The following is a 25,105-nucleotide window of genomic DNA, read 5'->3' on the forward strand; positions in this document are numbered from 1 at the left end:
ACTCCAGAGAGTCTTCAGATTAGACAGCGGCTGAGTTGCCTTCTGCTCCTTCAACGCCTCGATCTATCGCCTAAGCGCCGGATATTCAGCAAATATCGTTTGCTCCAGCCTGGTTTTAGAAACTTCAGGAAGCGCGTCTTTGAACGATATTTGCTCGAAAAGCCTACCATGAGCCAGCTGTTTCTCACCGCGCTCGAGTCTATTAATTTGTACATCCCTCAACTCACTCAGGAAGTGAATTAACTCCCTAGGTGCCGTTGACGAAAGAGCGTCCTTCGTTCGGCCCAAAATCCAACCGAACGTCTTCGGCTTGTTCGGTCCAGTTTCAACTTGATCAGGAAAGATCATACTCAGAAACTTTTCCTGAGAGTCAAAATCAGCCAAAATGCTCTTGGAGTCAAATTGATAATGGTTGCAAATAGATTCATTTGCCACCATCCTCTTGACTACCAAGTTCATGAGATCCTCTTGGCTCCAGTTTATATTCAGAGCCCTCTCAATATGACTAGCCTCTCTAAATCCCTCTTTAGTGATCTCGCCCCAAATGTCGGTTCGCAGAAATATTTTCGTAGAAATATTTTTGAAACGCTTGGTGTCTAGATAGAATTTAAAGAGCGCACGAAGTGCAGAAGCTTCGAGGCCGACCTTGTTCGCGAACGCAACGTCTAGGCGGTCCAGCACGATCCAAAGCGAGTATCCTGCTTCCTCCAGCGTCTCATTCGTTAGCTCGTAAAGCTCATCAATTGACACAACCCCGCGCCTTTCCTGAGAGGCGCTGGGCTCACGAAACACAATTTTTCCTTTAACGCCAGCGGGCATTCCAGACATTGGATCGAGAGCCATCTCCGTCTCGATTGCCTCGGGCCTCGTCAGCGATCGAACATAGTCCAAAGCATATTTCAAAACCCGGCCGAGGGACCATTTCGCTGGAATTAGCTCGGCCTCTTCAAGTTTTTCGAAGAGGCTATCGACCTGTTTTCCTTGGATGCCGTAATCACGAATAGCATGGGCGCATAGTGTGAGCGCATATAGCTTCCAGACATTGACGAACTGGAATTCGTCGTATGGCGGATCATCGACAATGTCTTTGAACGCCGGGGTTCCCTGTGGATTCTCTCCGGGAACAAGCAATATGTGGCGATCAAAGAGGTCGTCCGCACTCTGCGTGATCAGATTGTAGATCGCGCTCTTTCCGCTTCCTTTCGGACCATAAACAACATCAACCTCGCCGTTGAAGACCTGACTCCACTGCTCGGTTTCAACAAAATACCGCCGCAGCTGCTCAGCTTCTTCCTCAGCCGTCCGTCTACCAAATGTAGCTTGGCGTAAGACGTCCAACGGCTCCATAATCCCCCCCCTAGAAACTAGTCTGCAAACGAAATGAAATCAGAAATGGAAGCCGAGGTCACTCCGCCGCAGCCGCTTCCTCGACCTCACCCCCCTCAGGCGCCGGCAGTTCCGCCGTCGGTGCCCGCGCGATCACGTCGACCGTGTCGATCGCGTCCAGCGCGCTGTTGCCGGTATCCACGTTGAGCGCCTGGAAGCGCCGCGCGGAAACCATCACCCGGCCTTCGAAGCTCGCGACGAACTTGTTGTAATTCTCCACCGCGCTGTTCAGCCCGCCGCCGACGCGCTTGAGATGGCTCGCCGCCGTCGCCAGCCGCTCGTACAGTTCCTTGCCCAGCTTGCCGACTTCGCGGGCATCCTCGGTCAGCTTCTGCTGGCGCCACATCGCCGCCACGGTGCGGGCGAGCGGCAGGAAGGCCGAGGGGCCGGCGATGATCACTCGGTTGCGCGCGGCGCGCTCCCACAGCTCCATGTCCACTTCCAGCGCGCTCGACAGGAAATTGTCGCCGGGGATGTACATGATCACGAAATCGGGCGCCTTTTCGAACTGCGCCCAATAGGCCTTGCGCGACAGCGCATCGGCATGGGTGCTCATCGCCTTGGCATGGGCCTTCAGCGCCGCCGCGCGCTCCTCGGCGCTGGTCGCCTCTGCCGCCTGGAGATAGCCGTCGAGCACGCATTTCACGTCGACGATCAGCTGCTGGTCGCCCGGCAGGCGGATGATGAAGTCGGGTCGCAGCATGCCGTCCTCGGTGGTAACCGAGACCTCGGCGGCGAAATCGACATGGCCGGAAAGCCCGGCGATCTCGATCAGGTTGCGGAACTGCTGCTCGCCCCAGCGGCCGCGCGTCTTGGGCGCGGCGCGCAGGGCATTGACCAGCTTCGAGGTTTCCGCGCGGGTTTCGCCCAGGCTGGCATGGACGGCGCTGATCGCCTCGCGCAGCTGGCCATAGCTGTCACTGCGATCCTTCTCGACGCGCAGCAGCCCTTCCTCATAGCGCTTGAGCGTGGTGTCGATCGGCTGGAGCAGCGTGCGCAGCCGCTCCTCGTTCTTCTCGCCCGCCTGGTGAAAGCGCGCCTCGGCGCGTTCGAGAAAGGCGCGCTGCGTCTCGCCGAGCATGGTCGAGGCGAGTTCGCGGAACTGGCCGGCCATCAGCTCGCGGGCGTTGACGAATTCGGCGAGCCGCTCCTCGAACGAGCCGGCCTTGGCCTTGAGCTCGGCGAGCTCGATGCGGGCGGCGTCGCGCTCGTTGCGGAGCATCGCGGTTTCCTCGCGCAGCCGGGGGAGCTGCGCCACGCGTTCCTCGGCCATGGCGAGATCGGTGATCGCGGCCTTGAAATCGGCCTCGCGCCGGGCGCTTTCGGCCCGCGCCTCGCTCGTGCCGCGCGCGCCGATCAGCCAACCGACCACCACGCCCACGACCAGGGCAACCATCACAAAGGCAACAACAAACGGATCCAACACACGCCTCCCGGGGAACAGGACGCGAACTTACCTGTCCGGGGGCGGGGCTGCAAGGGTGGCAGCGGTCGGTTGGGCGCGGGTTGGGGCGGCTCCGGTGGATAAGTGGCGTACACCCGTCATCCACCCACCGTCATTCCGGCGAAAGCCGGAATCCATTGGGGTCACCGTCGCGGCTTCAGCCCAGGCGGCGCGGCGAATGGATTCCGGCTTTCGTCGGGATGACACGGCAGTTGCGGGGGGAATGGCAGCCCTCAGGCGGCCTTGCGCGCCTTGTTGAGCTTCTTCAGCAGCATGTCGCGCTTGAGCCGCGAGAGATGGTCGAGGAACACGATGCCCTCCAGATGGTCCATCTCGTGCTGGATGCAGGTGGCGAGCAGGCCCTCGAACAGTTCGTCATGGGCCACGCCCTTCTCGTCGAGCCAGGTCACCCGGCAGCGCGCGGGGCGCTCGACATCGGCGAACTGGTCGGGGACCGACAGGCAGCCCTCGGTATAGACCGAAAGCTCCTCGGCGGGCTCGTGGATCTCGGGGTTGATGAAGACGCGCGGGTGCCGGATCGGCTTGCCCTCCTCGTCCTCTTCCTCCTGCAGGTCCATCACGATCAGCCGCTTGGGCACGCCCACCTGGATCGCGGCGAGGCCGATGCCCGGCGCATCGTACATCGTGTCGAACATGTCGCCGATCAGCGTGCGGATGTCGTCGTCGACCGCCTCTACGGGAGTGGAGACGAGACGCAAACGCGGATCGGGTACTTCGACGATGGGAAGGATGGCCATCGCCCAAATTTAGGAGCGCGGCCCCAAAGCGTCAAGCAACCGGCCGCCGCGCGCGGAGTGCCTGGGCGAGCGTCCCCTCGTCGAGATAGTCGAGCTCGCCGCCCACCGGCAGGCCATGGGCGAGTTGGGTGACGCGCACCGGGAAGGATTCCAGCCGCTCGGAGACGTAATGCGCGGTGGTCTGGCCCTCGAGCGTGGCGTTCATCGCGAGGACGACCTCGTCGATGCCGCCCGCCCCCACCCGACGGACCAGCGCGTCGATGCGCAGGTCTTCGGGCCGCACCCCGTCGAGCGCGGAGAGCTTGCCGCCCAGCACATGGAAGCGGCCGGGGAACAGCCGCGCGCGGTCGAGCGCCCAGAGGTCGGCGACCTCCTCGACCACGCACAGCGAACGGTCGTCGCGGCGCGGGTCGGCGCAGATCGCGCAGGGGTCATGCGTGTCGACATTACCGCAGACGTGGCAGGTCGTAAGCTTCTGGCTGACCGCACTCAGCGCCGCGAGCAGCGGGTCGAGCATCGTCTCGCGCTTCTTGAGCAGGTGCAGCACCGCCCGCCGCGCCGATCGCGGCCCGAAACCGGGCAGCCGCGACAGGGCCTGGGTCAGCGCTTCGATTTCGGGAGAGGCCATGGCGCTTCACATAGGGGCTTGCATGCGCGCCTGCCAAGCGGTTGAGGGGAAGGCATGCGCATCCTCTTCATGGGAACCCCCGATTTCGCCGTGCCGGTGCTCGATGCCCTGGTCGAAGCCGGGCACGACATCGCCGCCGCCTATAGCCAGCCGCCCCGCCCCGGCGGCCGGCGCGGCAAGGTGCTGACCCCCTCCCCGGTCCATGCCCGCGCCGAGGTGCTGGGGATCGAAGTGCGGACGCCGCTGAGCCTCAAGGGGGCGGAGGAGCAGGCAGCGCTGTCGGCGCTCGAGGCGGATGTGGCGGTGGTTGCCGCCTATGGCCTGATCCTGCCCAAAGCGGTGCTGGCGGCGCCGCGGCTGGGATGCCTCAACGTCCATGGCTCGCTGCTACCGCGCTGGCGCGGTGCGGCGCCGATCGAGCGGGCGATCCTCGCGGGGGATGCCGAGACCGGCGTCGGCATCATGCAGATGGAGGCCGGGCTCGATACCGGTCCGGTACGGCTGGAGGGGCGCACGCCGATCGACCGCAAGACGGCGGGCGAGCTACGCGCCGAGTTGAGCGCAACGGGCGCGCGGCTGATGGTAGAGGTGCTCGCCGATTTCGACGCCTATCCTGCCGTATCGCAGCCCGAAGAGGGCATCACCTACGCGTCCAAAATCGACAAGGCCGAGGCCCGGCTGGACTTCACTCGCAGCGCCGTGGAAGTCGAGCGGGCCGTGCGGGCGTTCAATCCGGCCCCTGGGGCCTTCTTCGAGCTGGGTGAGGAGCGCTTCCGTATCCATTCCGCCGATCTGGTCGACGCTAGCGGACCGGCAGGCACCGTCGGAGAGAACCTGCTGATCCATTGCGGCGCAGGCGCGATCCAGCCGACTTCGATCCAGCGCGCCGGCCGCGGCGTGATGACGGTGCCCGAACTGCTGCGCGGCTTCCCCATCTCGGCGGGGACGCAGCTTTGACGCGCTTCGCCCTGACGGTGGAGTTCGATGGCCGGCCGTTCATGGGCTGGCAGCGGCAGGATCATGGCCCCAGCGTCCAGCAGGCGATCGAGGACGCGGCCTATGCGGTGACGGGGGAGGACGTGGTGGTCCATGCCGCCGGCCGTACCGATGCGGGCGTGCACGGCCTCGGCATGCGCGCGCATGTCGACATCGCCAAGCCGATCGCCCCCTTCCGGCTGATGGAAGCGCTCAATGCCCGCATTCGCCCGCATCCGGTCGCGATCCTCGCCTGCGAGGAAGTCTCTGAGGAATGGCATGCGCGTTTCTCATGTCTTAGTCGCCATTATGAATATCGCATCGTAACGCGCCGCGCCCCGCTGACCTGGGAGAAGGGTCTCGCCTGGCGTCTCTCCGGGCCGCTGGATGTTGGGGCAATGCAGGCAGCCGCGGCCTATCTGGTGGGCCGCCACGACTTCACCACCTTCCGCTCGGCGCACTGCCAGGCGGAGAGCCCGGTGCGCACGCTCGACAGGCTAGAGGTCGTCGAGACCGGCGACCGGATCAGCATGTTCGCCTCGGCACGCTCCTTCCTGCACCACCAGGTCCGCTCGATGGTCGGTTGCCTGTCCTTGGTTGGCCAAGGCAAATGGGCGCCGGAAGACGTCCGCGAGGCGCTGGTGGCGCGCGACCGAACAACATTGGGCTTGAATGCGCCGCCCGATGGCCTGTTTTTCCTTTGGGCCGAATATCCTAGCGTGTGAACTTCGCTGCGAGTTCGACATGGGTTGACCAGCGGAACTGGCCCACCGGCTGCACCCATTCGAGGCGATAGCCGCCCTTGCACAAGACCTCCGCATCGCGTGCGAAGGTACTGGGATTGCAGGAAACATAGGCCAGAATCGGCGCCTTGGAGCCGGCCAGTTCGCCCACCTGCTCGCGCGCACCCGCGCGCGGCGGATCGAGCACCACGGCGTCGAACCGATCCAGTTCCGCAGTCGCCAGCGGCCGCCGGAACAGGTCACGATGGTCGCCGAACACCTGTCGCCCCGCGGCACCGCCCGCCGCTTTGAGCGACAGGATCGCGTCGCGCGCCGCCTCGCCCGCATAGACCCTCGCCTGGTTCAGTGCGAAGGTGAAGGTGCCCAGCCCGGCGAACAGGTCCGCAACGGCTCCCGCCCCGCCCGCGATCTCGCGTACGGCCGCCACCAGTGCCGCTTCACCCTCAGGCGTGGCCTGGAGAAAGCTGCCGCTCGGCAGCGGCACTGCGATCCCGCCCAGCGTGATCGTTACCGGCACCGGCTCCCAACGCGCGGTGGGGCCGAAGCCCTCGTCGATGGCGAAGCGGGCCAGCTTCTCGGTTTGGGCAAAGGCGGTGATCGCCTCGGCCGCCGCCAGACCTTCGGGATCGATACCCTCGACCAGCACGTCGCGCCCTTGGTCGCTCAGCGCGAGATGCACGTTCACCCGCCGCGCATCGGGCAGCAGCGTCGCGAACAACCGGCGCAGCGGTGCCAGCAGCGCGAACAGCTCGGGGGCAAGAACATGGCATTCGGCGAGATCGATCAGCTTGTGGCTGCCCGCCTCGGTAAAGCCGATCCGCACCTGCTTGCCGCGCCGCTCGGCATGCAGCGTCGCCCGACGGCGCGTGCGCGGCGGCGAGAGCAAGGGCGTGCGGATCTCGGTTTCCAGCCCCTGCGCTGCGAGCGCGGTCCGTACGCGCTCGGCGAGGAAGTGGCTCCACATTTCATCGTCGAGATGCTGGAGCTGGCAACCGCCGCAGCCCGGGAAATGGCGGCAGGGCGGCGTCTGGTGGTGCGGGCCAGGGCGGACGGCGCCATCCTCGCCGACCCAGTCGCCGGGCGCGGTGAGCGGGAAATGCCGTCCGTCGCTGGTCACCCCATCGCCCCGCGCCGCGACCCGCACCACTTCCACTTCGCTCACAGACATTCCGAACACGCTTCCGGCAGTTGAGCGACGAGCTGATCGGCGAAAAAGGCGGGACCTGCAAGCTGCGCCGCACGGCCGTGCAGCCACACCGCGGCCGCGGCCGGATCGACCCCGCTGCCGCCCTGCCCGATCTGCGCGCCCAGCAAGCCGGCGAGGACGTCGCCGGTCCCCGCAGTCGACAGCCAGGGCGAGGCGCCCGCGAGCACGCGAACGCGGCCATCGGGCCCGGCGATCACCGTGTCGCCCCCCTTGTGAACGACCGTCGCGCCGCTGGCCGCCGCCTGCAGCGTGCGATCAATCTTGCTGCCCGTGCCGGCGAACATCCGGTCGAACTCGCCGCCATGCGGGGTGATCCACACCGGCGCCTCGCGCGCGGCGAGCGTGGCGGCCGCGCTGGTCCCGAGCAGGCTCAGCGCGTCTCCATCCAGCACCAGCGGCTTGTCGACGGCGAGACCTGCCCGCAAGAACGCCTCGGCCCGACGATCACGGCCGAGCCCGGGGCCCAGCACGACGGCATCGATCCGGTCGCCGGCCAGGAAATCGGCAAGATCATCGGCGTCGTCGATCGTCCGGCGGACCAGCGCGTCAGGTGCAGGCCCCGCGGGGTCGGGCCCAGCAAGCATCACATAGCCCGCGCCGCTTGCCATGGCCGCGCGCGCGGCCAACCGGCCCGCGCCGGGCATCGCACCTTCGACCACCGCGACCAGCCCACGGCTGTACTTGTGGGTCCGCGGACCCGGCGTCTCCATCTGCGGCCGGGCAACGCTGCGCCAGGCACTTTCAACCGGGATTCCGATATCGGCAAGCAAGACATGGCCGCAGCGCGAGAGCCCGTCGCCAAGCACATGCGCCGGCTTGAGCGCGCCGAGCGCGACCGTGGCGTTCACGCCGCGCGGGGCGCCGAGCTCGTCGCCGCTATCGGTATCCATCCCCGAGGGCAGATCGATCGCCAGCGTGAACTCGGCCCCGCGCACCAGTTCGGAGAGCACGGCGGCGATGCTGCGCTCCAGCGAGCGCGTGACACCGATTCCGAACAGCCCGTCGATCACCACCGGCCGCACCGGCGCGCCATAGAGCGAGGTCGTTGGCCCCTTCCAACGGGCGTGCATCCGTTCGGCAGCGCCCTGCTTGGGTGCGCCCGAGGCGGCGACCAGCACATCGAGCCCTGCTTCGCGCAAATGTCGAGCGACGACATAGGCATCGCCGCCGTTGTTGCCGGGGCCTGCGAGCACCAGCACCGACCGCCCCATCGCGAAGCGCACCGCCTCGCGCGCAACCGCGGCGCCGGCGCGCTCCATCAGTTCGTCCTGGGAAACGCCGCGCGCGAAGACCGCCTCCTCGGCGGTACGCATCGCGTCGGCAGTGAGGATCGGGGCGCCGGGCGGGATCATTGCCCCGCTGTAGCGCCCTTGCCCGCAAGACGATAGCGCATCCCGCCGATCGCCACCTCGGTGGCACCGCCGACATGGCGGGTCGCTGCAAGCTCGGCGCCATCCGCCGCCGTGATCGCGTTGCCTTCCATCCGCAGCCGCCGAAAGCCGCCGTCCGGATGGTGGAGGACCAGCAACCCATCCGCGCCGCGCTCCAGCGTGCAAACCGGCAGCAGGGTCTCGCCGACCGGCCCGCACGCGACCGTCTCCCCCGCTTGCGCAGCGGGCTGCGATGCCGGATCGGCACCGCAGCCCGCCACAAGCAGCATCAGCGCGAGACTAGATATCCGCGTAGACATGGCGCTCGGCCTTGGCTCCGGGGTGCGTCACCGCCCCCTGATAGGCCGGGCCGACATTCTGCGCATAGCGGTAGAGCGCGCCCGATTGATAGTCGTTGACCCGCGGCTGCCAGCGCGCCCGGCGCTCGGCGAGCACGTCCTCGGCGACGTCGAGGTCGATCGTACCGGCTTCCGCGTCGATGCGGATCGTGTCGCCATCCTCGACCAGTGCAATCGGGCCGCCCTCCGCCGCCTCCGGGCCGACATGGCCGATGCAGAAGCCGCGCGTACCGCCCGAGAAGCGGCCATCGGTGATCAGCGCCACCTTCTCGCCCATGCCGAGGCCGTAGAGCGCCGCAGTGGTCGACAGCATCTCGCGCATGCCCGGGCCGCCCTTGGGGCCCTCATAGCGGATGATGATGACCTCGCCCTCGTTGATCAGGCGATTCTCGACCGCCTGGAAGGCATCCTCCTCGCAATCGAACACCCGCGCCGGACCGGTGAACTGGAGCCGATGCATGCCCGCCACCTTCACGATCGCCCCTTCGGGCGCGAGGGTGCCGCGCAGGCCGACGACGCCGCCCGTCGGGGTGATCGGCGTCTTCACGTCGTAGATCACCTTCTGGTCGGGGTTCCAGGTGACCTGGTCGATATTCTCGCCCAGCGTCTTGCCCGTCACCGTCCTGCAGCTGCCGTCGAGCAGGCTGTTCGCCAGCATCGTCTTCATCAGCATGTAGACACCGCCCGCCGCGTGCATGTCCTTCGCAACATACTTCCCACCCGGCTTCAGGTCTGCAATGTAAGGCGTTGATTTAAAAGCTTCGGCAACGTCGTGCAGATCGAAGTCGATGCCCGCTTCGTTGGCCATTGCCGGCAGGTGCAGCGCGGCGTTGGTCGAGCCGCCGGTCGCCGCCACGACGCGTGCGGCGTTGATGAACGCCGCGCGCGTCGCAATGTCGCGCGGGCGCAGGTTCATCTCCAGCAGGTTCATCACCTGCGCGCCGGCAGCGATCGCGATCTCTTCACGGCTCTTGTACGGAGCGGGCACCATGTTGCTGTTCGGCAACGACAACCCCATCGCCTCGCCGACGCACGCCATGGTGTTGGCGGTGAACTGCCCGCCGCAGGCACCGTGGCCGGGGCAGGCGACCTTCTCGAGCGCGGTCAGGTCCTTGAGCGGGCAGTTGCCGGCGGCGAACTTGCCCACCGCCTCGAACACGTCGACCACGGTGACGTCGCGGTCCTCGAACCGGCCCGGCAGGATCGAGCCGCCATAGACGAAGATCGACGGGATGTTGAGGCGGAGCATCGCCATCATCATGCCGGGCAGCGACTTGTCGCAGCCTGCGAAGGCAACCAGGGCGTCATAGCAATGACCGCGCACGCTGAGTTCCACCGAGTCGGCGATCACTTCGCGGCTGACGAGCGAGGACTTCATCCCCTGATGGCCCATGGCGATGCCATCGGTCACCGTGATGGTGTTGAACCGGCGCGGCATGCCGCCATTGGCGATCACGCCCTGGCGGGCGGCGTCGGCCTGGAAATCGAGGGTGGTATTGCACGGCGCACTGTCGTTGCCGGCGCTCGCCACGGCGACGAACGGCTTGGCGATATCCTCTTCGTGAATCCCCATGGCATAGTAATAGCTGCGGTGCGGCGCGCGCTCGGGCCCCACGGAGACGTGGCGGCTGGGGAGCTTGGACTTGTCGAATCGGTTGGTCATGGCGCGCAAGCCTATGTCGCGGTAACACCCTTTGACGCAAGAGTGTTGCGCAGAAAAAGCGCAAGTTGCTGGAGCCGCGCTGCCCACGCCTGCACGCCAGCTGTGTCGCGGATCAGGTCGTTGCGGATCTCGATCGCGATCGAGGGGATGCCCTGCGCCTCGGCATGGCGGTTGAGCGTCGCGTTGAGCAGGCGGCCGGAATAGGGTTCGTTGTCGCCGGTCACCAGGCCCTGCGCGCGCAGCCACTCGACCGCCGGACCGGCGGCGCGGGTGTCGCGGTTGTAGAGAATCCCGATCTCCCAGGGCCGCGGCGTACCGCCATGTTCGAGGCACGGCGTGAAACTGTGGATCGACAGGATCAGGCTAGGTCGCTGGCGGCGGACCCGGTCGCGCAGCACGCGGTGATACGGCGCATGGAAGCGCGCGATGCGTGCGGCACGGTCGGCTGCCTCGTTGCCGGGGATGGCATGGCCATCGCTGCGATGGGGGATCAGGCCGATATGGTCCGGCTCGCGGTGGAGGTCGATCACCAGCCGCGATACGGTGGCGAGGATCGCCGGGGCATCGAGCCTGGCGGCGAGCGCGCGCGTTACATCTGCGGCGCCGATGTCGATGCCGATATGCAGATTGAGCAGCGCGGGATCGATGCCGAGATCGATATCGGGCGGCACCGCGTTCGAGGCATGGTCGCACAGCAGCAGCACGTCCTGCGCACTGCCGGGAAGGATCTCCGCGACGCTCATGCGAACACCGGGCGTCGGCGGGCGTGGAACGCGGCCAGTCCCTCGGCGAGCTCGGCGCCGCCAAATGCGGCCTCGAAGGCGGCGTCGAGGTGGGAGTCGGCAGGGTTGCGCAGGGCCCGCTTGAGCTGGCGGACGGCAGCGGGTGCGTTCTCCGCGATGCGCTGCGCCAAATCGAGGGCCGCGGCGCCAGCATCGGGGGCGCGGCGCTCGACCAGGCCGATCCGCGCCGCCGCATCGGCGTCAATCGCTTCGCCGGTGAAGAGCAGCTCGGCCGCCCGCCCCTGCCCCACCTGCGCCGCCAGTCGCACGACATCCTCGCGCGGATAGCCGAGCCCGAGGCGCGCGGGGGGTACCGCGAATTGTGCCCCGTCTCCGGCAAGCCGCACGTCAGCGGCGAGGACCAGTGCCACCGCCGCGCCGAAGCAGCCGCCGTCGATCGCCACGAGGACCGGCATCGGCAGCGCGGCCAGTGCATCGATTCCGGCACGCATGGCGAGGCGGAAGCGGGTGCGCGCGTCGGGATCGGTTTGCAGCTGGGGAAACTCGCCGATGTCGGCACCGGCCGAGAAGATGCCGGGCATGTCCGAGCGAAGGATCACCGCGCGGGCGGCGTCCAGGCCGGTGGCGGCGGCGGCAAGGTGCTCCCAGCCGGCGATCGGCACCGCATTGCGCGCCGATCCGCGTGCGAGCGCGATCGTGGCGATCGGCCCAATCCAACGAACTTCGATCATGCGGAGGCTCTGCCCGATCCACGCGCCCAAGTCACGCGATGGCGCGCGGGGGGACTTCCCAAAGGGAAGCGCACCCGCGGGCCAAGGGCAGACGTTCGCGAACGCGCCAGATCCGCCGCGCAAAACCCTGTCGCAAAACAGTAAAGATTCGCTTACCGGCTCAGCAAAGTCGGGTCGCGGCGAGCCACCATTCGGGTCGCCGCAGGGTTGCGGCCGCAGCATCCCGCGCGGCCTCGGTCTCGAACAGCGCGAAGCAGGTCGCGCCCGAGCCCGACATGCGGGCGAGCAGCACCCCCGGCTGCGCAGCGAGCGCTGCCAGCACGGCGTCGATGGCAGGCGCAATGGCGCGCGCCGGAGGCTCGAGGTCGTTGCGCCCAACCTGCGCGACCGCCAGCAGGTCCCCTGCGCCGATCGGGCCGCGGTCCTCGCCATCCCACGCCTTGAACACCGCCGCCGTCGAGACGCCCACGCCCGGGTTGACCAGCAGCGTCGGCGTGCCGGCCAAGCCCTCCAGCGGCGCCAACCGCTCGCCCCGCCCCCTGCCAAGCGCGGTGCGGCCGAGCAGGCAGGCGGGCACGTCGGAGCCGAGCGCATCTGCAATCGCGAACAGCTTCGGGTCCGCCAGATCCACCCCGTGGAGTGCAGCCAGCGCACGGAGCGTCGCCGCCGCGTCCGCCGAGCCGCCGCCGATGCCCGAGGCGACCGGCAGGTGCTTCTCCAGTTCGATCGCATGCGCGCCGCCGCCGAACGCCTCGCGGAACCGCGTGGCGGCGCGGGTGACGAGATTGTCCCCCTCGCCTGCCAGCACTGCCGCGAACGGCCCGGCCAGCGTGAAGCTGTCGGTCTCCGCCGGCGTCACCCGCACAAGATCGCCATGGTCGACGAAGGCGAACAGCGTTTCCAACTCGTGATAGCCGTCGGGGCGGCGATGGCGGACGTGGAGCGCGAGGTTGAGCTTGGCGCGCGCGGGCTCGGTGACGGTGCGGAGGTCGTGCATCGTCGCCGCCCCTAGCGCGATCAGGAGGCGGCCGTCAGCCCCTCTCGCAGCTTGCGCGCGATCCGCTCGGCATCGGCGGGTGCGGCATGGATGGCTGCGGCCCGCCAGGCATAGCGCGCCTCGAACTGCCGCCCCAGCCGCCAATAGGCGTCGCCCAGATGTTCGTTGGCAGCACTGCCCGCCGGATCGCTGCGCGTCGCGGCTTCGAGCAACGCCGCGCCGCGCGCGACCTCACCCTGGCGGACATAGGCCCAGCCGAGCGCGTCGGCGACTTCGGCATCCTCCGGCGCGATCTTGCGCGCGCGTTCGAGCAGCCGCAGCGCTTCGACACCGTCGCCGCCATGGGCGATCAGCCCGACGCCCAGCGTCCGCAGCATCTCGGCGCGGTTGGGCGCGAGTTCGGCGGCTTTGCGGAGTTCCGGAAGCGCCTGGTCCCAGCGGCCCGCCTGTTCCAGCGCCAGCCCGTAATCGAGATGGAGGTCGGCGCTGCCCTCTCCGCCGCGCCGCAACGCCTCGGCATAGACCCGCGCCGCCGCCTCGTGGCGACCGGTATCGGTGAGCAGCTGGGCGTAGCGCTCTACCTCCAGCGGGGTCGCGCCGCGGTCCTCGGCGAGTGCCTTGGCATCGGCGAGCGCGGCATCGGCACGACCGGCATCGCGCAGCACGGCGACGCGGACGCCGGCGGCGCGGCGGGCGAAGGGACTGTCCTTGGGGATCGCCGCCAGAGTCTGCAGCGCGAGGTCCGGTGCCCCTGCACCGTTGATCGCATCGGCAAGCACGATCCGCGCTCGGGTCTCGCCGGGGTCGAGGATCAACGCGCAGCGAGCGAGCACGATGGTCAGCGTCGCCATCCGGTCGCCGCCCAGATCGCTCGCCATCGCGCGGAACATGCGCGAAAGGCCGTAGATGATCGTCACCGGCTGCGGCGCGCCGAGCGACCGCGCGACCGCCTCCAGCTCCGGACCGCCGCCGTCAAGCAGGAACCGCCCGCCCTCGCGCCCGCGCACGGTCGCCAGGTCGATACGGGTGTCGGCATCGCCGTCGCCGACCAGCGTTGCCATCGCGTCCAGCGCGACGGTTGTATCCTTGCCCTGCGCCAGCAGCATCAACGTGCGCTGCGGCGCGGCATAGCGGCGACCGAGTGCGCCAAGGTCGAGGCTTTCGATCACCGCGACACCGTCCAGCCCGCGCGCCTGGGCGAGCCAGGCGGTGAAGATCGGCATCAGGAAATCGAACGGGGTGCCCTTGAGCCGCTTGACCGCATCGGCGGCGCCGGGCTGGTTGCCGGCGGCGAGCGCCACCGCCATGTCGACCAGCGCCGTGTCGGGCGGGGCGACGCCCGCCTTCTCCATCACCGCCGCGGCGCGGGTCGCGAGCGCCATGTCGCCGACCATCAGCGCCTGGCGATAGGCGCGCAGCGCGATCACCGGATCGCCGGGGGTCGCCGCCAGCGCCCGGCCATAGCCTTGCGCCGCGATCCCCGCCGCGCCCGCCGCATCGGCGGCGCGGGCGCGGACATAGTCGGTCAGGTCCGCGGTCTGCGCCGCTGCGGGTCCCGCCAGCAGCAGCGCGAGACCAAGGCTACATGTTCGGATAATTGGGGCCACCGCCACCTTCTGGCACCACCCAGTTAATGTTTTGGGTGGGATCCTTGATGTCGCAGGTCTTGCAGTGCACGCAATTCTGCGCGTTGATCTGGAACCGCAGATCATCGCCTTCCCCTACGACCTCATACACACCGGCCGGACAATAACGCTGCGCAGGCTCGGCGTACATCGGCAGATTGTAGCCGATCGGAATATCCTTGTCCTTCAGCGTCAGATGGACCGGCTGGTCCTCCTCATGGTTGGTGTTCGAGACGAACACCGAGGAGAGCCGATCGAAGGTCAGCACGCCGTCGGGCTTGGGATAGTCGATCTTGGGCGCCTGGTCGGCGCGGAGCAGGCCCTCATGGTCGGGCTTGTGCTTCATCGTCAGCGGCCAGCGCAGGCCGAGATGCTCGCTCCACATCGCGGCGCCTGCGAGCAGCGTGCCCCAGGTATCGCCGAACTTCTTGACCAGCGGCGCCACGTTGCGGACGCCGCGCAGCTCCTTGTAGACCCAGCTCGCCTCATAGGCTTCCGGATAGGCGGTGAGCTCATCGCTCGCCCGCCCCCCCTGGATCGCCGCGAACGCCGCTTCGGCCGCCATCATCCCGCTCTTCATCGCGGTGTGCGTGCCCTTGATCCGCGGCACGTTGAGGAAACCGGCACTGTCGCCGATCAGCGCCAGACCGGGCGCGACCAGCTTCGGCACCGACTGCCAGCCGCCGTCGGAGATCGCGCGTGCGCCATAGGAGACGCGCTTGGCCCCCTTCAGCAGTTCCGCAATCTCCGGATGCGTCTTCCAGCGCTGCATTTCCTGGAAGGGCGACAGCCAGGGGTTCTTGTAGCCCAGCCACACGACGAAGCCGATCGCGACCTGACCGTCGGCCTGGTGATAGATGAACCCGCCGCCATTGCTGCCGTCGGTTAGCGGCCAGCCCTGGGTGTGGATCACCCGCCCCGGCATATGCTTGGCGGGATCGATGTCCCAAAGTTCCTTGATGCCGATGCCGTACACCTGCGGCTGGCTCTCGGCGTCGAGCTCGAACTGGCGGATCATCTGCTTCGAGAGATGCCCGCGGCAGCCTTCGGAGAGGAAGGTGTACTTCGCGTGGATCTCAAGTCCCGGTTGGTAGTCCGGCTTGTGGCTGCCGTCCCTGGCGACGCCCATGTCGCCAGTGGCGACGCCCTTCACGCTGCCGTCCTCGTTGTACAGCACTTCGGCGGCGGCGAAGCCGGGGAAGATCTCCACGCCCAGCTCACCGGCCTTCTCCGCCATCCAGCGGCAGAGATTGCCGAGGCTGCCGGTATAGGTGCCCTTGTTGTGCAGATAGGGCGGCGTGAGGAATTCCGGATAGGCGGACTTGCCCTTCTCGCTCAGCACCCAGTGATGGTTCTCGGTCACCGGCGTGCGCGCCAGCGGGCAGCCATCGTCGCGCCAGCTAGGCAGGAGCTCGTCGAGCGACTTGGGATCGACCACCGCACCCGACAGGATGTGCGCGCCGACCTCGGAGCCCTTCTCCAGCACGCACACCGAGAGCTCGGCACCGGCCTCGTTCGCCAGCTGCTTGAGCCGGATCGCCGCGGAAAGACCGGCAGGCCCCGCGCCGACGATCACGACGTCATAGGGCATCGACTCCCGTTCGCTCATCCTTGTTCCCCTAGGTCCTTCGTACTAACACGCCCGTTCGGGCACCTGTCGTCGCGCGCCCGCAACGTTCCGTCTATCCGGCGATGAAGCCAGATTGACCCCGCCGTCAACTGGGATTCAAAGAATGGGTATGGGGGCAGAACCAGACAATAGCTGGCACAAGTCGCTCGCAAGCGCGCTCGAATGGTGGGATTCCGCCGGGGTCGACGTGCTCGTGGAAGACGAAGTGCGCGACTGGTTCGCCAAGCCGGCGCCGCTCTGCGCCGAGCCGCAGCCCGAGCCTGCCGTAGCGGCGCCGACGCCCGCGCCTCCGCAGACATTGCCCGAATTCCTCGCCTGGCGGACCGGCGAAGCAACCCCCGAGGCCGGGTGGCACAGCCCGCTGATCGCCCCCGCAATCGTCGAAAACCCGGCCTGGACGATTTTTGTCGACATGCCCGAGCCCGAGGACAGCCATATGCTGTGGAGCGGCCCGGCGGGTGCCCTGCTCGACCGGATGCTGGCCGCGGTGGGCCTGTCCCGCGACTCGGTGCAGCTGGTGCCGTTGTGTTTCGCGCGTCCCGCCACCGGCCAGGTGCCTGCTGACGTCGCGCCGAAGCTGGTAGAGCTCGCGACCCAGTTCCTGTCGTTCGTCCGCCCGACGAAGCTCCTCCTGCTCGGCCATGCGGCGACCCGTGCGGTTCTCGGGGCGGATGCCTGGCCGCCGGAACTTCGTTCGCACGACGTTAACCGCTACGAAGCCAATACCCAGGTGGTGGCGACCTACCATCCGCGTTCGCTGATCGAGCGCCCGGCCGCCAAGAGCGAAACCTGGAAACATCTGTTGCTGCTGAGCCGGGGACCGAGCCTTTGACCTTGCGCATCCTGCTTGCCGCCACGCTGATGACGGCGCCGATCGCCACGCCGGCCCTTGCCGCATGGTCCGACGACACCAGCCCCGCGGTCATCGACGAGGACTCCCCACCGCCCGCCACCGCCAAACGCAAGGGCGACGGCATTCCGCCGCAGCTCGATGCCGACCAGCGCGCCGATTACCGCTTCGTGTTCGATGCCATCCGCGCCGGCCGCTGGGCGGATGCGCAGATCAAGCTCGATTCGATGAAGCCGGGCCCGCTCCACGCGATCGCCCGCGCCCAGCTCTACACCGCCAAGGGCTCGCCCCGCGTCGAGGCCGACCAACTGGTCGCGCTGATCACCGAAGCGCCCGAACTGCCCCAGGCCGAACAGCTCGTCCGCCTCGCCAAGATCCGCGGCGTCAGCGACCTGCCGACGCTGCCGGTCGCCCAGCGGCTGATCTGGTTCGACGGCGCGCCGATCCGCAGGCGCGCCCGCTCGGTCCGCAGCGACAATGCCGCGACCGAAGTCGCGATCCTGATGGCGCCCTATGTGAAGACCGACAACGGCCCCGCCGCCGAGGCGGTGGTCGCGCGCTTCGCCAATGACCTGACGCCCGAGGCGCTGACCGAGTGGCAGCAGAAGGTCGCCTGGATCTATTATGTCGCCGGTGACGATGCCAATGCCCGCCGCATGGCTGCCAAGGCCGAGCAGGGCCTGGGCGAATGGGCCGCGCAGGCCGACTGGGCCGATGGCCTCGCCGCCTGGCGCCAGCAGGATTGCGCCGGCGCCACCGCCGCCTTCGAGCGCGTTGCCACCCGCGCCGGCGACACCGAGCTGCGCGCCGCGGGCCTGTTCTGGGGCTCGCGCGCCGAAATGGCATGCGGCCGTCCCGATCGGGTCGCCGCCAAGCTGCGCGCCGCCAGCCAATATGGCGAGACCTTCTACGGCCTGCTTGCCCGCTCCAGCCTCGGCCTCGAGGAGAAGCGGCTGGAGGGCGATCGCTTCGTCAGCAAGGACTGGACCGCGCTCGAACGGCGTCCGAACGTCCGCGTCGCCGCCGCGCTGAGCGAGATCGGCGAGACGACGCTGGCAGACCAGGTGCTCCGCCACCAGGCCAAGTTCTGCACGCCCGACGATCACGGCGCACTCACCCGCCTCGCGGCGCAGCTGAGCCTGCCGCAGACCGAGCTGTGGCTCGCGCATAACGGCCCGGCCGGCGCCAAGCCGATCGTCGAGGCGCGCTATCCTGTGCCGAACTGGTCGCCCGATGGCGGCTGGCGCGTCGATCGCGCGCTGGTCTTCGCCCACACGCTCCAGGAATCGCGCTTCAACGCCGAGGTCCGCAGCGCCGCCGGCGCGATGGGGCTCATGCAGGTGAAGACGGGCGCGGCGATCGACGTGGGCCGTCGTCGCGGCATCACCTATGCCGCGAGTGACCTGACCAAGCCGTCGGTCAACATGGAGATCGGCCAGTCCTATCTCGAACAGCTGCGCGACATGCCGCAGACCCAGGGCCTGCTGCCCAAGGTGATCGCGGCCTATAATGCCGGCCCCAGCCCGGTCGACGCCTGGAACCAGGCCTCGCGCGACGGCGGCGATCCGCTGCTCTACATCGAGAGCATCCCGTACTGGGAAACGCGCGGCTATGTCGTGACGGTGCTGCGCAACTACTGGATGTACGAGCTGCACGACGGCAAGCCCTCGCCGAGCCGCATCGCGCTGGCCGGCGGCATGTGGCCGCGCTTCCCGGGCATGGCCGGGGCCAAGGCGGTCAAGCTCAAGACCCAGCGCGCGCCGGCGCTGACCTTCCCGGCGCCGCAGCCGGTGGAACCCGCGCCGATCCAGCAGCAGTTCCAGCTGCCGGCCACGGGTGCCGCGGTGACGATCAGCGCCGCCAAGCTGCCAAGCGAGGTCACGCGTGGCAATTGACGAAAGCATCGCCTTCCGCCCCGTCCGCATCGCCGTCCTCACCGTCTCCGACACCCGCACGCTGGCCGAGGATCGCTCGGGCGACCGGCTGGTCGAGCGGCTGACCGAGGCGGGGCATCTGCTCAGCGATCGGGCGATCCTACGCGACGATGTCGACGCGATCACGGCGCAGTTCGAGGCGTGGATCGCGGCACCCGGCGTCGAGGTGATCCTCGCCACCGGCGGCACCGGGGTGACCGGCCGCGACGTGACGCCCGAGGCGCTTGCCCGGGTGTGGGACAAGGAAATCCCCGGCTTCGGCGAGCTGTTCCGCTGGCTGAGCTACGCCAAGATCGGCACCTCGACGATCCAGTCGCGCGCCACCGCCGGAGTCGCGCGCGGTACCTATATCTTCGCGCTGCCGGGCTCGACCGGCGCGGTCACCGACGCTTGGGACGGCATCCTCGCCAGCCAGCTCGACATCCGCCACAAGCCCTGCAACTTCGTCGAGCTGATGGGCCGGCTGCAGGAGCGGTAGACGCTTACGAAAGGCTCCACGGTGCAGTGCCCCTGCGAAAGCAGGGGCACCGAAATCACAGCGCGCTTCAATCCTCCATCACCCACGCCGCCAGCTCATGCCCCTGCGGGTCGCGGAAATGGAACCGCCGCCCGCCGGGGAACGAGAAGATCGGCACCGTCACGACGCCGCCCCCGGCTTCCACCGCCGCCAGCGTCGCCTCCAGATCCTCCACCGCGATGACCGGCAGCAACTGCGTCCGCCCCTGCGCATCGCCGTCGATCCCGACATCGGTATCCCCGCTCATCGTCGCAGCATAGCTCGGTCCGAAGTCGGTGAACTGCCAGTCGAACACCGCGCCGTAGAAGCCCTTGAGCGCGCCCACGTCGCCCGCGGGCAGTTCGAGATAATTCAGTCGCGCCATCGCCAACCCCCTCATTGTTCTTGCTTCGTTCTATCGCTCAGCTTAGCATCGCGCAATGGCAAAGAGTCGCCCCGTCCGCGGCGCCACGTTCAACGACGCGAGCGCGCGCTTCAATCTCCTCGCCCGCGAGGCGGACGGCGACTGGCGCGACGCGCAGGCGGTGATTGACGGCGCCCCGCCGCCGCTGCGCACCACGGTGACGGTGGAGACCTCGCGCACGATCATCAGCCGCAACCAGTCGCCCGACATCAGCTTCGAGCAGTCGGTGAACCCCTATCGCGGCTGCGAGCATGGCTGCATCTACTGCTTCGCCCGCCCGAGCCACGCCTATCTCGACCTCTCGCCCGGGCTCGATTTCGAAAGCCGGCTGTTCGTGAAGCCGACCGCACCGGACCTGCTCCGTGCCGAACTCGGCAAGCGCGGCTATATCTGCAAGCCGATCGCCTTCGGCACCAATACCGATCCCTATCAGCCGATCGAATCGACCTGGCGGATCACCCGCAGCTGCCTCGAACTGCTCGCCGAATGCCGCCACCCGGTGACGATCACCACCAAGTCGAACCGGGTGGTGAAGGACCTCGACCTGCTCGCCCCCATGGCGGCGCAGGGGCTGGCAGCGGTGATGCTGTCGGTAACCTCGCTCGACCCCAAGATCGCGATGACGGTGGAGCCCCGCGCGCCGCATCCCGAGCGCCGCTTGGCCGCAATCCGAACGCTCACCGATGCCGGCGTGCCGGTGTTCGTCTCGATGTCGCCGGTGATCCCGCACGTCACCGATCACGAGATGGAGCATATCTTCGAGCGCGCAGCGGAAGCAGGCGCGCGCGGTGCCTTCTTCCTGCCGGTGCGGCTGCCCTGGGAGGTCGCCCCGCTGTTCCGCGCCTGGCTCGACGCGCATTTCCCCGATCGCGCGGGCAAGGTGATGGCGACGATCCAGTCGATCCGCGGCGGCAAGGACAATGATCCCGGCTTCTTCACCCGCATGCGCGGCCAGGGTCCCTGGGCGGAGCTGCTCCGCACCCGCTTTACCCGCGCGGTCAAACGCTACGGGCTGGACGGCGAACGAATGCGGCTCCGCACCGATTTGTTCCGCCCGCCCGCCGGACCGCAGGGAGAGCTGTTCTAGCGCAGCAGCGCCAGCGGCACCGCCTGCGCCATCGCCGCATAGCCCGCGATCGAGGGGTGCAGCCCGTCGCCGCTGTCATAGTCCTTGCGCAGCCGCTTGGGGTCGGCCGGATCGCGCATCGCCGCGTCGAAGTCGATCACCGCGTCGAAATTGCCCGGCGTGCGGATCCAGCGGTTGACCGCCTGGCGATCGGCCTCGTTCTGCGCATCGGGATGGTAATAGCCCGAGCCCGCATAGGGCATGATCGTCGCGCCGATCGCCCTGATGCCGCGGGCATGCGCGCGCGCGACGATCTGGCGATAGGCGTCGATCATCCGCGCCACCAACGCCGCGTGCGCCGCTGCCGGCACCGGCGTCTCGCGGGTCAGCGTGCCGAGGTCGTTGACGCCCTCCAGCACGATCAGGTGGGTGACGCCGGGCTGGCCGATCACGTCATGGTCGAACCGCGCCAGCGCGTTCGGGCCCAGCCCGTCGTTGAGCAGCCGGTTGCCGCCGATCCCGGCGTTGAGCACCGCGACCTCGCCCATCCCCGGTGCCGACCGCAGCCGGCGCTGGAGCGCATCGGTCCAGCGCGCGTTGGTGTTGGGCTTCACGCCGTACCCGTCGGTGATCGAATCCCCGAACGCGACGACCGCGCGCGCCTTGGGCGCCACCGCCTCGATGCCGGCGATCTGGAACCAGTGGTCGACCGTCTTGGCGCCCGTCAGATCGGGATCGGCGCTGTGGTTGCCATGGACGAGATAGGAGGTCGCGCGCGAGCCCGGATGCCCGGTCTGCTGCGCGGGCGGATTGGCGACGTAGAGCGAGATGGCAAGATCGGTGCCGCCCGCACCCTTGAGGTCCACCGGGTCGCTCCAGTAATCGGCACCCGCCGGAATCGTCACCGCCGTCGCGCCGCCGAAGCGGAGCGGGCGCAGCGTGGCGGCCTCGATCCTCGGGCTCGCAACATCCACCGCACGGGCGATCGTCGCGCCGTCGATGGTCAGCGGCGCGCTGCCGAAGCGGTTGGTGAAGCGCACGCGCAGCCGCGTCGCGGGTCCCTGCAGCCGAACGATCTGGCGCAGCGTCGCATCGGTGAGATCGGCGGCGGGCAAGCCATTTTGCGCATCGAGCGCCAGCTGCGAGGTCCACCAGGCCGTCGTCCAGCGATCGCCCGGCGCGGCCTGCGCCGTCGCCGCCGCAAGCAGCCCCACCGCGACCCAGCGCAGCATCTTCGCCATACACCGTCTCCGTTAACGCGTTGATAGCGGTACCATAGTCCGGAGCGGAGACAGGGCAAGCCGTTCCGGCGTACCGCTGTGCTATTGCGGCAATGCAGCAGCAGACCTAAGCAGTTGGCTTCTTCGACCAAGGAACCTTGATGCGCGCGCTTCTCTTCGCTTCCTCCGCCTTGTTGCTGCCCGTCGCCGCCCTCGCCCAGACGCCCGCCCAACCCACCGGCAAGCTGCCCGATGCGGCCACGCCGATCGCCTATCGGCTCGATTTCACCATCCTGCCCGAGAAGGATCGCTTCAACGGCCATACCGAGATCGACATCGACCTGAAGGCGCCGGCGCGGACGATCTGGATGCACGGGCGCGACCTCCACGTCGCCAAGACGATCGCGCGGAGCGGCGGCAAGTCGGTGACCGCCACCTTCACCCAGAAGAGCGCCACGGGTCTCGCCCAGCTCGACTTCGGCAAGACGCTGCCCGCCGGCCGTGTGACCCTGGTGTTCGATTATGACGCCGCGTTCGGCACCGGCACGCAAGGGCTCTACCATGTGAAGGTCGACGACGCCTGGTACAGCTGGACCCAGTTCGAATCGATCGAGGCGCGCGCTGCCTTCCCGTCCTTCGACCAGCCCGGCTACAAGACGCCGTTCACCGTCTCGATCACCACCAAGCCCGGCTTCACCGCGGTCAGCAACGCACCCGAGGCGAGCAGCCGCAAGGCGGGCGCGCTGGTCCGCCACCAGTTCGCCCCCACCAAGCCGCTGCCGACCTATCTCATCGCACTCGTCACCGGGCCCTTCGCCACCGCCGCCACGATGATCCCGCCGACGCCGCAGCGCAGCACGCCGATGCCGCTAGGCGTGGTCGGCACCAAGCCCAATGCCGGCCAGATGGCCTTCGCGCGCGACGAATCGGGCAAGATCGTCTCGCTGCTCGAGAAGTATTTCGGCCAGGCCTTCCCCTTCCCCAAGCTCGACCAGATCGGTTCGCCGATCATGCCGGGCGCGATGGAGAATGCCGGCGCCGACATCTATGGCGACGGCATCCTTTTCCTCGACGAGAAGGCCTCGAGCGAGCGCAAGCAGGCGTTCGGCATGGTCGTCGCGCACGAGTTGGCGCACCAATGGTTCGGCGATCTCGTCACCCCGGCATGGTGGGACGATATCTGGCTGAACGAGAGCTTCGCGAACTGGATGGGCTATCGCATCGGCAATGAGTGGCGCCCGGGCCTCCAGATCGAGCTCAACGCGATCGAGGAAGGCTTCGACGCGATGGACCTCGACGCGCTCGCCGCCGGTCGCCCGATCCACCAGCCGATCCCGAACGACGGCGACATCGACGCGGCATTCGACCAGATCACCTATGGCAAGGGCGGCCAGGTCGTCGCGATGATCGCCGCCTATATGGGCGACGAAGCCTTCCGCGAGGGCGTTCGGCTGCACATGCAGCGCCACGCCTATGGCAACGCCAGCACCGACCAGTTCTTCACCTCGCTCGCCGATGCCGCGCATGATCCGCGCGTGCTCGCCTCGCTCAAGAGCTTCGTCGACCAGCAGGGCGTGCCGCTGGTGACGCTGCATCGCGAGGGCGACGCGCTCACCGCCACCCAGTCGCGCTACGGCTTCTTCGGCGCCAACCTGCCCGCCGAGCAGTGGATCGTGCCGCTGTGCGTGCGCCAGGGCGAGACCAAGAACTGCACGCTGCTCGACAAGCCGAGCATGGCCGTCTCCGCCAAGGGCAGCGGCGCGCTGGTGCCCAATGCCGGCGGCTGGGGCTATTATCGCTTCGAGCTCGATCCCGCCGATTGGGACGCGCTGATCGCCGCCGCCCCCACCCTGCCCGCGGCCGAGCTGCTCGCCGTGGACGACAGCGTATGGGCGAGCTTCTATGCCGGCCGCAGCCCGATCGCCCGGCCGATCGCGCTCACCCGGGCCACCGCCACTAATGCCTCGACCAAGATCGTCTTCGACAATGCGCATCGCCTGCGCGACCTCGAGAAGCGCGGGCTGATCACCGCCCAGGCGCTGCCGGCCTATCGCAAGCTGTTCGTCGACCTGTACGGCCCGATGCTGACCAAGATCGGCTTCGATCCGACGACGGACGCCTATGCCAAGGAAGAGGCCGACCAGCGAGAGTTGCGCAAGGATCTGGTGGGCCTGGTCGCGGTCACCGGGCACGACGCGGCGCTCCGCGCCAAGCTGACGACCGCGTTCGATGCGTTCGTGGGCGGTGACGACAAGGCACTCGACCCGGCCTGGCGCGGGGTTGCGGCGGGCATCGCGCTCAACGAGCGCGGCGTGCCCTTCGCGCAGACGCTGCTCGCCCAGAGCGTCGGCAAGCCGGCGCTGTTCCAGGCCCTCGGCCAGGGCGTGACGGCGTCGAACAATCCGGACATCGCGCGCTGGTTCCTGAACGACTTCCAGGATCCGCGCGTCGATGCCCGCCAGCGGCTGTTCACCGTCGCCGGCTTCCTCCGCTCGCCCTATACTCGCGACCTCGCCAGCGACTTCATGATCGCGCATTTCGACGAGTTCGTGAAGAATGGCGGCGGCGGCGGGGTGTTCTCCGGCCGGGCCGCGCAGATGTTCGGCGGGCTGTGCTCGAACGCGCAGGCCGATGCGGTCGACGCCAAGCTGCGGCCGACGACCAAGGGCAGCACGCTCAACCTGGATCGCGCGATCGAGACGATCCGCACCTGCGCCCGCTTCCGCGACGCCAAGGCGGGCGAAGTGAGCGCGGCGATCGCCGCGGGGAAGTAGCCTTGACGTGGTGGGGGTGCCGTCGCGCCTCCACCATCCTTCCGACGTAAGCCGGCGAACGCCGTGCGCGTCGCCGACTTGC

The 25,105-nt window shown here is 68.1% G+C and carries 22 protein-coding genes; 7 read left to right on the forward strand and 15 right to left on the reverse strand.

Translation table 11 applies throughout. The features are described 5' to 3' along the window. Window positions 1-63: 63 nt before the first annotated feature. From GGR89_RS08465 to recR, 4 genes are all read right to left on the reverse strand, one after another. Window positions 64-1,347, reverse strand: a complete 1,284-nt coding sequence (locus GGR89_RS08465; protein ID WP_167712869.1) for a P-loop ATPase, Sll1717 family — start codon at window positions 1,345-1,347, stop codon at window positions 64-66. Window positions 1,348-1,405: 58 nt separating this feature from the next. Further along, on the reverse strand, window positions 1,406-2,809 hold the full coding sequence (locus tag GGR89_RS08470; protein ID WP_206434296.1) for a DNA recombination protein RmuC: 1,404 nt from the start codon (window positions 2,807-2,809) through the stop codon (window positions 1,406-1,408). Window positions 2,810-3,063: 254 nt separating this feature from the next. Beyond that, window positions 3,064-3,588, reverse strand: a complete 525-nt coding sequence (gene def / locus GGR89_RS08475; RefSeq protein ID WP_125976215.1) for a peptide deformylase — start codon at window positions 3,586-3,588, stop codon at window positions 3,064-3,066. 31 nt (window positions 3,589-3,619) lie between these two features. Continuing rightward, complete coding sequence (gene recR, locus GGR89_RS08480; protein WP_125976214.1) at window positions 3,620-4,216, reverse strand: recombination mediator RecR; 597 nt, start codon at window positions 4,214-4,216, stop codon at window positions 3,620-3,622. A 54-nt stretch (window positions 4,217-4,270) separates the two neighbouring features. Between recR and fmt the strand changes: the two genes are divergently transcribed. Together fmt and truA are read left to right on the forward strand one after the other, a co-directional pair. After that, window positions 4,271-5,173 carry a methionyl-tRNA formyltransferase gene (fmt, locus tag GGR89_RS08485; protein ID WP_125976212.1) on the forward strand — a complete coding sequence of 301 codons (903 nt, stop codon included), beginning with the start codon at window positions 4,271-4,273 and terminating at the stop codon, window positions 5,171-5,173. After that, window positions 5,170-5,916, forward strand: coding sequence for a tRNA pseudouridine(38-40) synthase TruA (gene truA, locus GGR89_RS08490; RefSeq protein WP_125976210.1), 747 nt, complete (start codon window positions 5,170-5,172; stop codon window positions 5,914-5,916). The genes fmt and truA overlap by 4 nt, the downstream gene beginning before the upstream one ends. Here the strand turns inward: truA and GGR89_RS08495 are convergent. The 9 genes from GGR89_RS08495 to GGR89_RS08535 form a co-directional block, all read right to left on the reverse strand. Further along, window positions 5,906-7,096: a class I SAM-dependent RNA methyltransferase gene (locus tag GGR89_RS08495; protein ID WP_206434297.1), complete on the reverse strand. Its 1,191-nt coding sequence runs from the start codon at window positions 7,094-7,096 to the stop codon at window positions 5,906-5,908. The two genes, truA and GGR89_RS08495, sit on opposite strands and share 11 nt — an antisense overlap. Then, window positions 7,093-8,493 (reverse strand): NAD(P)H-hydrate dehydratase, encoded by a 1,401-nt coding sequence (locus GGR89_RS08500; RefSeq protein ID WP_125976208.1) that lies wholly within the window; start codon window positions 8,491-8,493, stop codon window positions 7,093-7,095. Before GGR89_RS08500 ends, GGR89_RS08495 begins: the two co-directional genes overlap by 4 nt. Then, window positions 8,490-8,831: a hypothetical protein gene (locus GGR89_RS08505; RefSeq protein WP_241213591.1), complete on the reverse strand. Its 342-nt coding sequence runs from the start codon at window positions 8,829-8,831 to the stop codon at window positions 8,490-8,492. Before GGR89_RS08505 ends, GGR89_RS08500 begins: the two co-directional genes overlap by 4 nt. Further along, window positions 8,812-10,533, reverse strand: coding sequence for a dihydroxy-acid dehydratase (ilvD, locus tag GGR89_RS08510; protein ID WP_125976206.1), 1,722 nt, complete (start codon window positions 10,531-10,533; stop codon window positions 8,812-8,814). Before ilvD ends, GGR89_RS08505 begins: the two co-directional genes overlap by 20 nt. A gap of 11 nt (window positions 10,534-10,544) precedes the next feature. After that, on the reverse strand, window positions 10,545-11,276 hold the full coding sequence (locus GGR89_RS08515; RefSeq protein ID WP_125976203.1) for an N-formylglutamate amidohydrolase: 732 nt from the start codon (window positions 11,274-11,276) through the stop codon (window positions 10,545-10,547). After that, window positions 11,273-12,007, reverse strand: coding sequence for an enoyl-CoA hydratase/isomerase family protein (locus GGR89_RS08520; protein WP_125976201.1), 735 nt, complete (start codon window positions 12,005-12,007; stop codon window positions 11,273-11,275). Before GGR89_RS08520 ends, GGR89_RS08515 begins: the two co-directional genes overlap by 4 nt. Window positions 12,008-12,167: 160 nt before the next feature. Further along, the gene (locus GGR89_RS08525) at window positions 12,168-13,004 is read right to left on the reverse strand and encodes a 4-(cytidine 5'-diphospho)-2-C-methyl-D-erythritol kinase (RefSeq protein WP_125976199.1); all 837 of its coding nucleotides are present in this window, start codon (window positions 13,002-13,004) and stop codon (window positions 12,168-12,170) included. Between the two features lie 20 nt (window positions 13,005-13,024). After that, a complete protein-coding gene (locus tag GGR89_RS08530; RefSeq protein WP_241213592.1) occupies window positions 13,025-14,611 on the reverse strand; it encodes a tetratricopeptide repeat protein in 1,587 nt (528 codons plus the stop codon). Next, complete coding sequence (locus tag GGR89_RS08535; protein WP_125976197.1) at window positions 14,586-16,238, reverse strand: electron transfer flavoprotein-ubiquinone oxidoreductase; 1,653 nt, start codon at window positions 16,236-16,238, stop codon at window positions 14,586-14,588. The genes GGR89_RS08530 and GGR89_RS08535 overlap by 26 nt, the downstream gene beginning before the upstream one ends. Before the next feature lie 130 nt (window positions 16,239-16,368). On the opposite strand from GGR89_RS08535, the gene GGR89_RS08540 reads away from it, so the two are divergent. From GGR89_RS08540 to moaB, 3 genes are read left to right on the forward strand one after another with little or no spacing between them, the layout of a single operon-like run. After that, on the forward strand, window positions 16,369-17,091 hold the full coding sequence (locus GGR89_RS08540) for a uracil-DNA glycosylase family protein (protein ID WP_125976195.1): 723 nt from the start codon (window positions 16,369-16,371) through the stop codon (window positions 17,089-17,091). Further along, entirely contained in the window at window positions 17,088-19,004 is a 1,917-nt protein-coding gene (locus GGR89_RS08545) for a lytic transglycosylase domain-containing protein (protein WP_125976193.1), read from the forward strand. Before GGR89_RS08540 ends, GGR89_RS08545 begins: the two co-directional genes overlap by 4 nt. Then, complete coding sequence (gene moaB, locus GGR89_RS08550) at window positions 18,994-19,521, forward strand: molybdenum cofactor biosynthesis protein B (protein ID WP_125976191.1); 528 nt, start codon at window positions 18,994-18,996, stop codon at window positions 19,519-19,521. The genes GGR89_RS08545 and moaB overlap by 11 nt, the downstream gene beginning before the upstream one ends. 67 nt (window positions 19,522-19,588) lie before the next feature. On the opposite strand, the gene GGR89_RS08555 is transcribed toward moaB, so the two are convergent. Next, window positions 19,589-19,924, reverse strand: coding sequence for a VOC family protein (locus GGR89_RS08555; RefSeq protein WP_125976189.1), 336 nt, complete (start codon window positions 19,922-19,924; stop codon window positions 19,589-19,591). Window positions 19,925-19,979: 55 nt separating this feature from the next. On the opposite strand from GGR89_RS08555, the gene GGR89_RS08560 reads away from it, so the two are divergent. Continuing rightward, a complete protein-coding gene (locus GGR89_RS08560) occupies window positions 19,980-21,050 on the forward strand; it encodes a PA0069 family radical SAM protein (RefSeq protein ID WP_125976187.1) in 1,071 nt (356 codons plus the stop codon). Here the strand turns inward: GGR89_RS08560 and GGR89_RS08565 are convergent. Beyond that, window positions 21,047-22,270 (reverse strand): SGNH/GDSL hydrolase family protein, encoded by a 1,224-nt coding sequence (locus GGR89_RS08565; protein ID WP_125976185.1) that lies wholly within the window; start codon window positions 22,268-22,270, stop codon window positions 21,047-21,049. The genes GGR89_RS08560 and GGR89_RS08565 overlap by 4 nt on opposite strands. A gap of 140 nt (window positions 22,271-22,410) precedes the next feature. On the opposite strand from GGR89_RS08565, the gene GGR89_RS08570 reads away from it, so the two are divergent. Further along, a complete protein-coding gene (locus GGR89_RS08570; RefSeq protein WP_167712871.1) occupies window positions 22,411-25,023 on the forward strand; it encodes a M1 family metallopeptidase in 2,613 nt (870 codons plus the stop codon). Window positions 25,024-25,105 lie beyond the last annotated feature (82 nt).

The organism is Sphingomonas trueperi, assembly GCF_011927635.1.
Lineage (GTDB): Bacteria > Pseudomonadota > Alphaproteobacteria > Sphingomonadales > Sphingomonadaceae > Sphingomonas > Sphingomonas trueperi.

Excerpts from the sequence above, each read along its gene's own strand:
- GGR89_RS08465 (WP_167712869.1), bottom strand. The coding sequence starts at position 1,347 with ATGGAGCCGTTGGACGTCTTACGCCAAGCTACATTTGGTAGACGGACG.
- def (WP_125976215.1), bottom strand. The coding sequence starts at position 3,588 with ATGGCCATCCTTCCCATCGTCGAAGTACCCGATCCGCGTTTGCGTCTC.
- recR (WP_125976214.1), bottom strand. The coding sequence starts at position 4,216 with ATGGCCTCTCCCGAAATCGAAGCGCTGACCCAGGCCCTGTCGCGGCTG.
- fmt (WP_125976212.1), top strand. The coding sequence starts at position 4,271 with ATGCGCATCCTCTTCATGGGAACCCCCGATTTCGCCGTGCCGGTGCTC.
- GGR89_RS08500 (WP_125976208.1), bottom strand. The coding sequence starts at position 8,493 with ATGATCCCGCCCGGCGCCCCGATCCTCACTGCCGACGCGATGCGTACC.
- GGR89_RS08505 (WP_241213591.1), bottom strand. The coding sequence starts at position 8,831 with ATGTCTACGCGGATATCTAGTCTCGCGCTGATGCTGCTTGTGGCGGGC.
- ilvD (WP_125976206.1), bottom strand. The coding sequence starts at position 10,533 with ATGACCAACCGATTCGACAAGTCCAAGCTCCCCAGCCGCCACGTCTCC.
- GGR89_RS08515 (WP_125976203.1), bottom strand. The coding sequence starts at position 11,276 with ATGAGCGTCGCGGAGATCCTTCCCGGCAGTGCGCAGGACGTGCTGCTG.
- GGR89_RS08520 (WP_125976201.1), bottom strand. The coding sequence starts at position 12,007 with ATGATCGAAGTTCGTTGGATTGGGCCGATCGCCACGATCGCGCTCGCA.
- GGR89_RS08525 (WP_125976199.1), bottom strand. The coding sequence starts at position 13,004 with ATGCACGACCTCCGCACCGTCACCGAGCCCGCGCGCGCCAAGCTCAAC.
- GGR89_RS08535 (WP_125976197.1), bottom strand. The coding sequence starts at position 16,238 with ATGAGCGAACGGGAGTCGATGCCCTATGACGTCGTGATCGTCGGCGCG.
- GGR89_RS08540 (WP_125976195.1), top strand. The coding sequence starts at position 16,369 with ATGGGGGCAGAACCAGACAATAGCTGGCACAAGTCGCTCGCAAGCGCG.
- GGR89_RS08555 (WP_125976189.1), bottom strand. The coding sequence starts at position 19,924 with ATGGCGCGACTGAATTATCTCGAACTGCCCGCGGGCGACGTGGGCGCG.
- GGR89_RS08560 (WP_125976187.1), top strand. The coding sequence starts at position 19,980 with ATGGCAAAGAGTCGCCCCGTCCGCGGCGCCACGTTCAACGACGCGAGC.
- GGR89_RS08565 (WP_125976185.1), bottom strand. The coding sequence starts at position 22,270 with ATGGCGAAGATGCTGCGCTGGGTCGCGGTGGGGCTGCTTGCGGCGGCG.
- GGR89_RS08570 (WP_167712871.1), top strand. The coding sequence starts at position 22,411 with ATGCGCGCGCTTCTCTTCGCTTCCTCCGCCTTGTTGCTGCCCGTCGCC.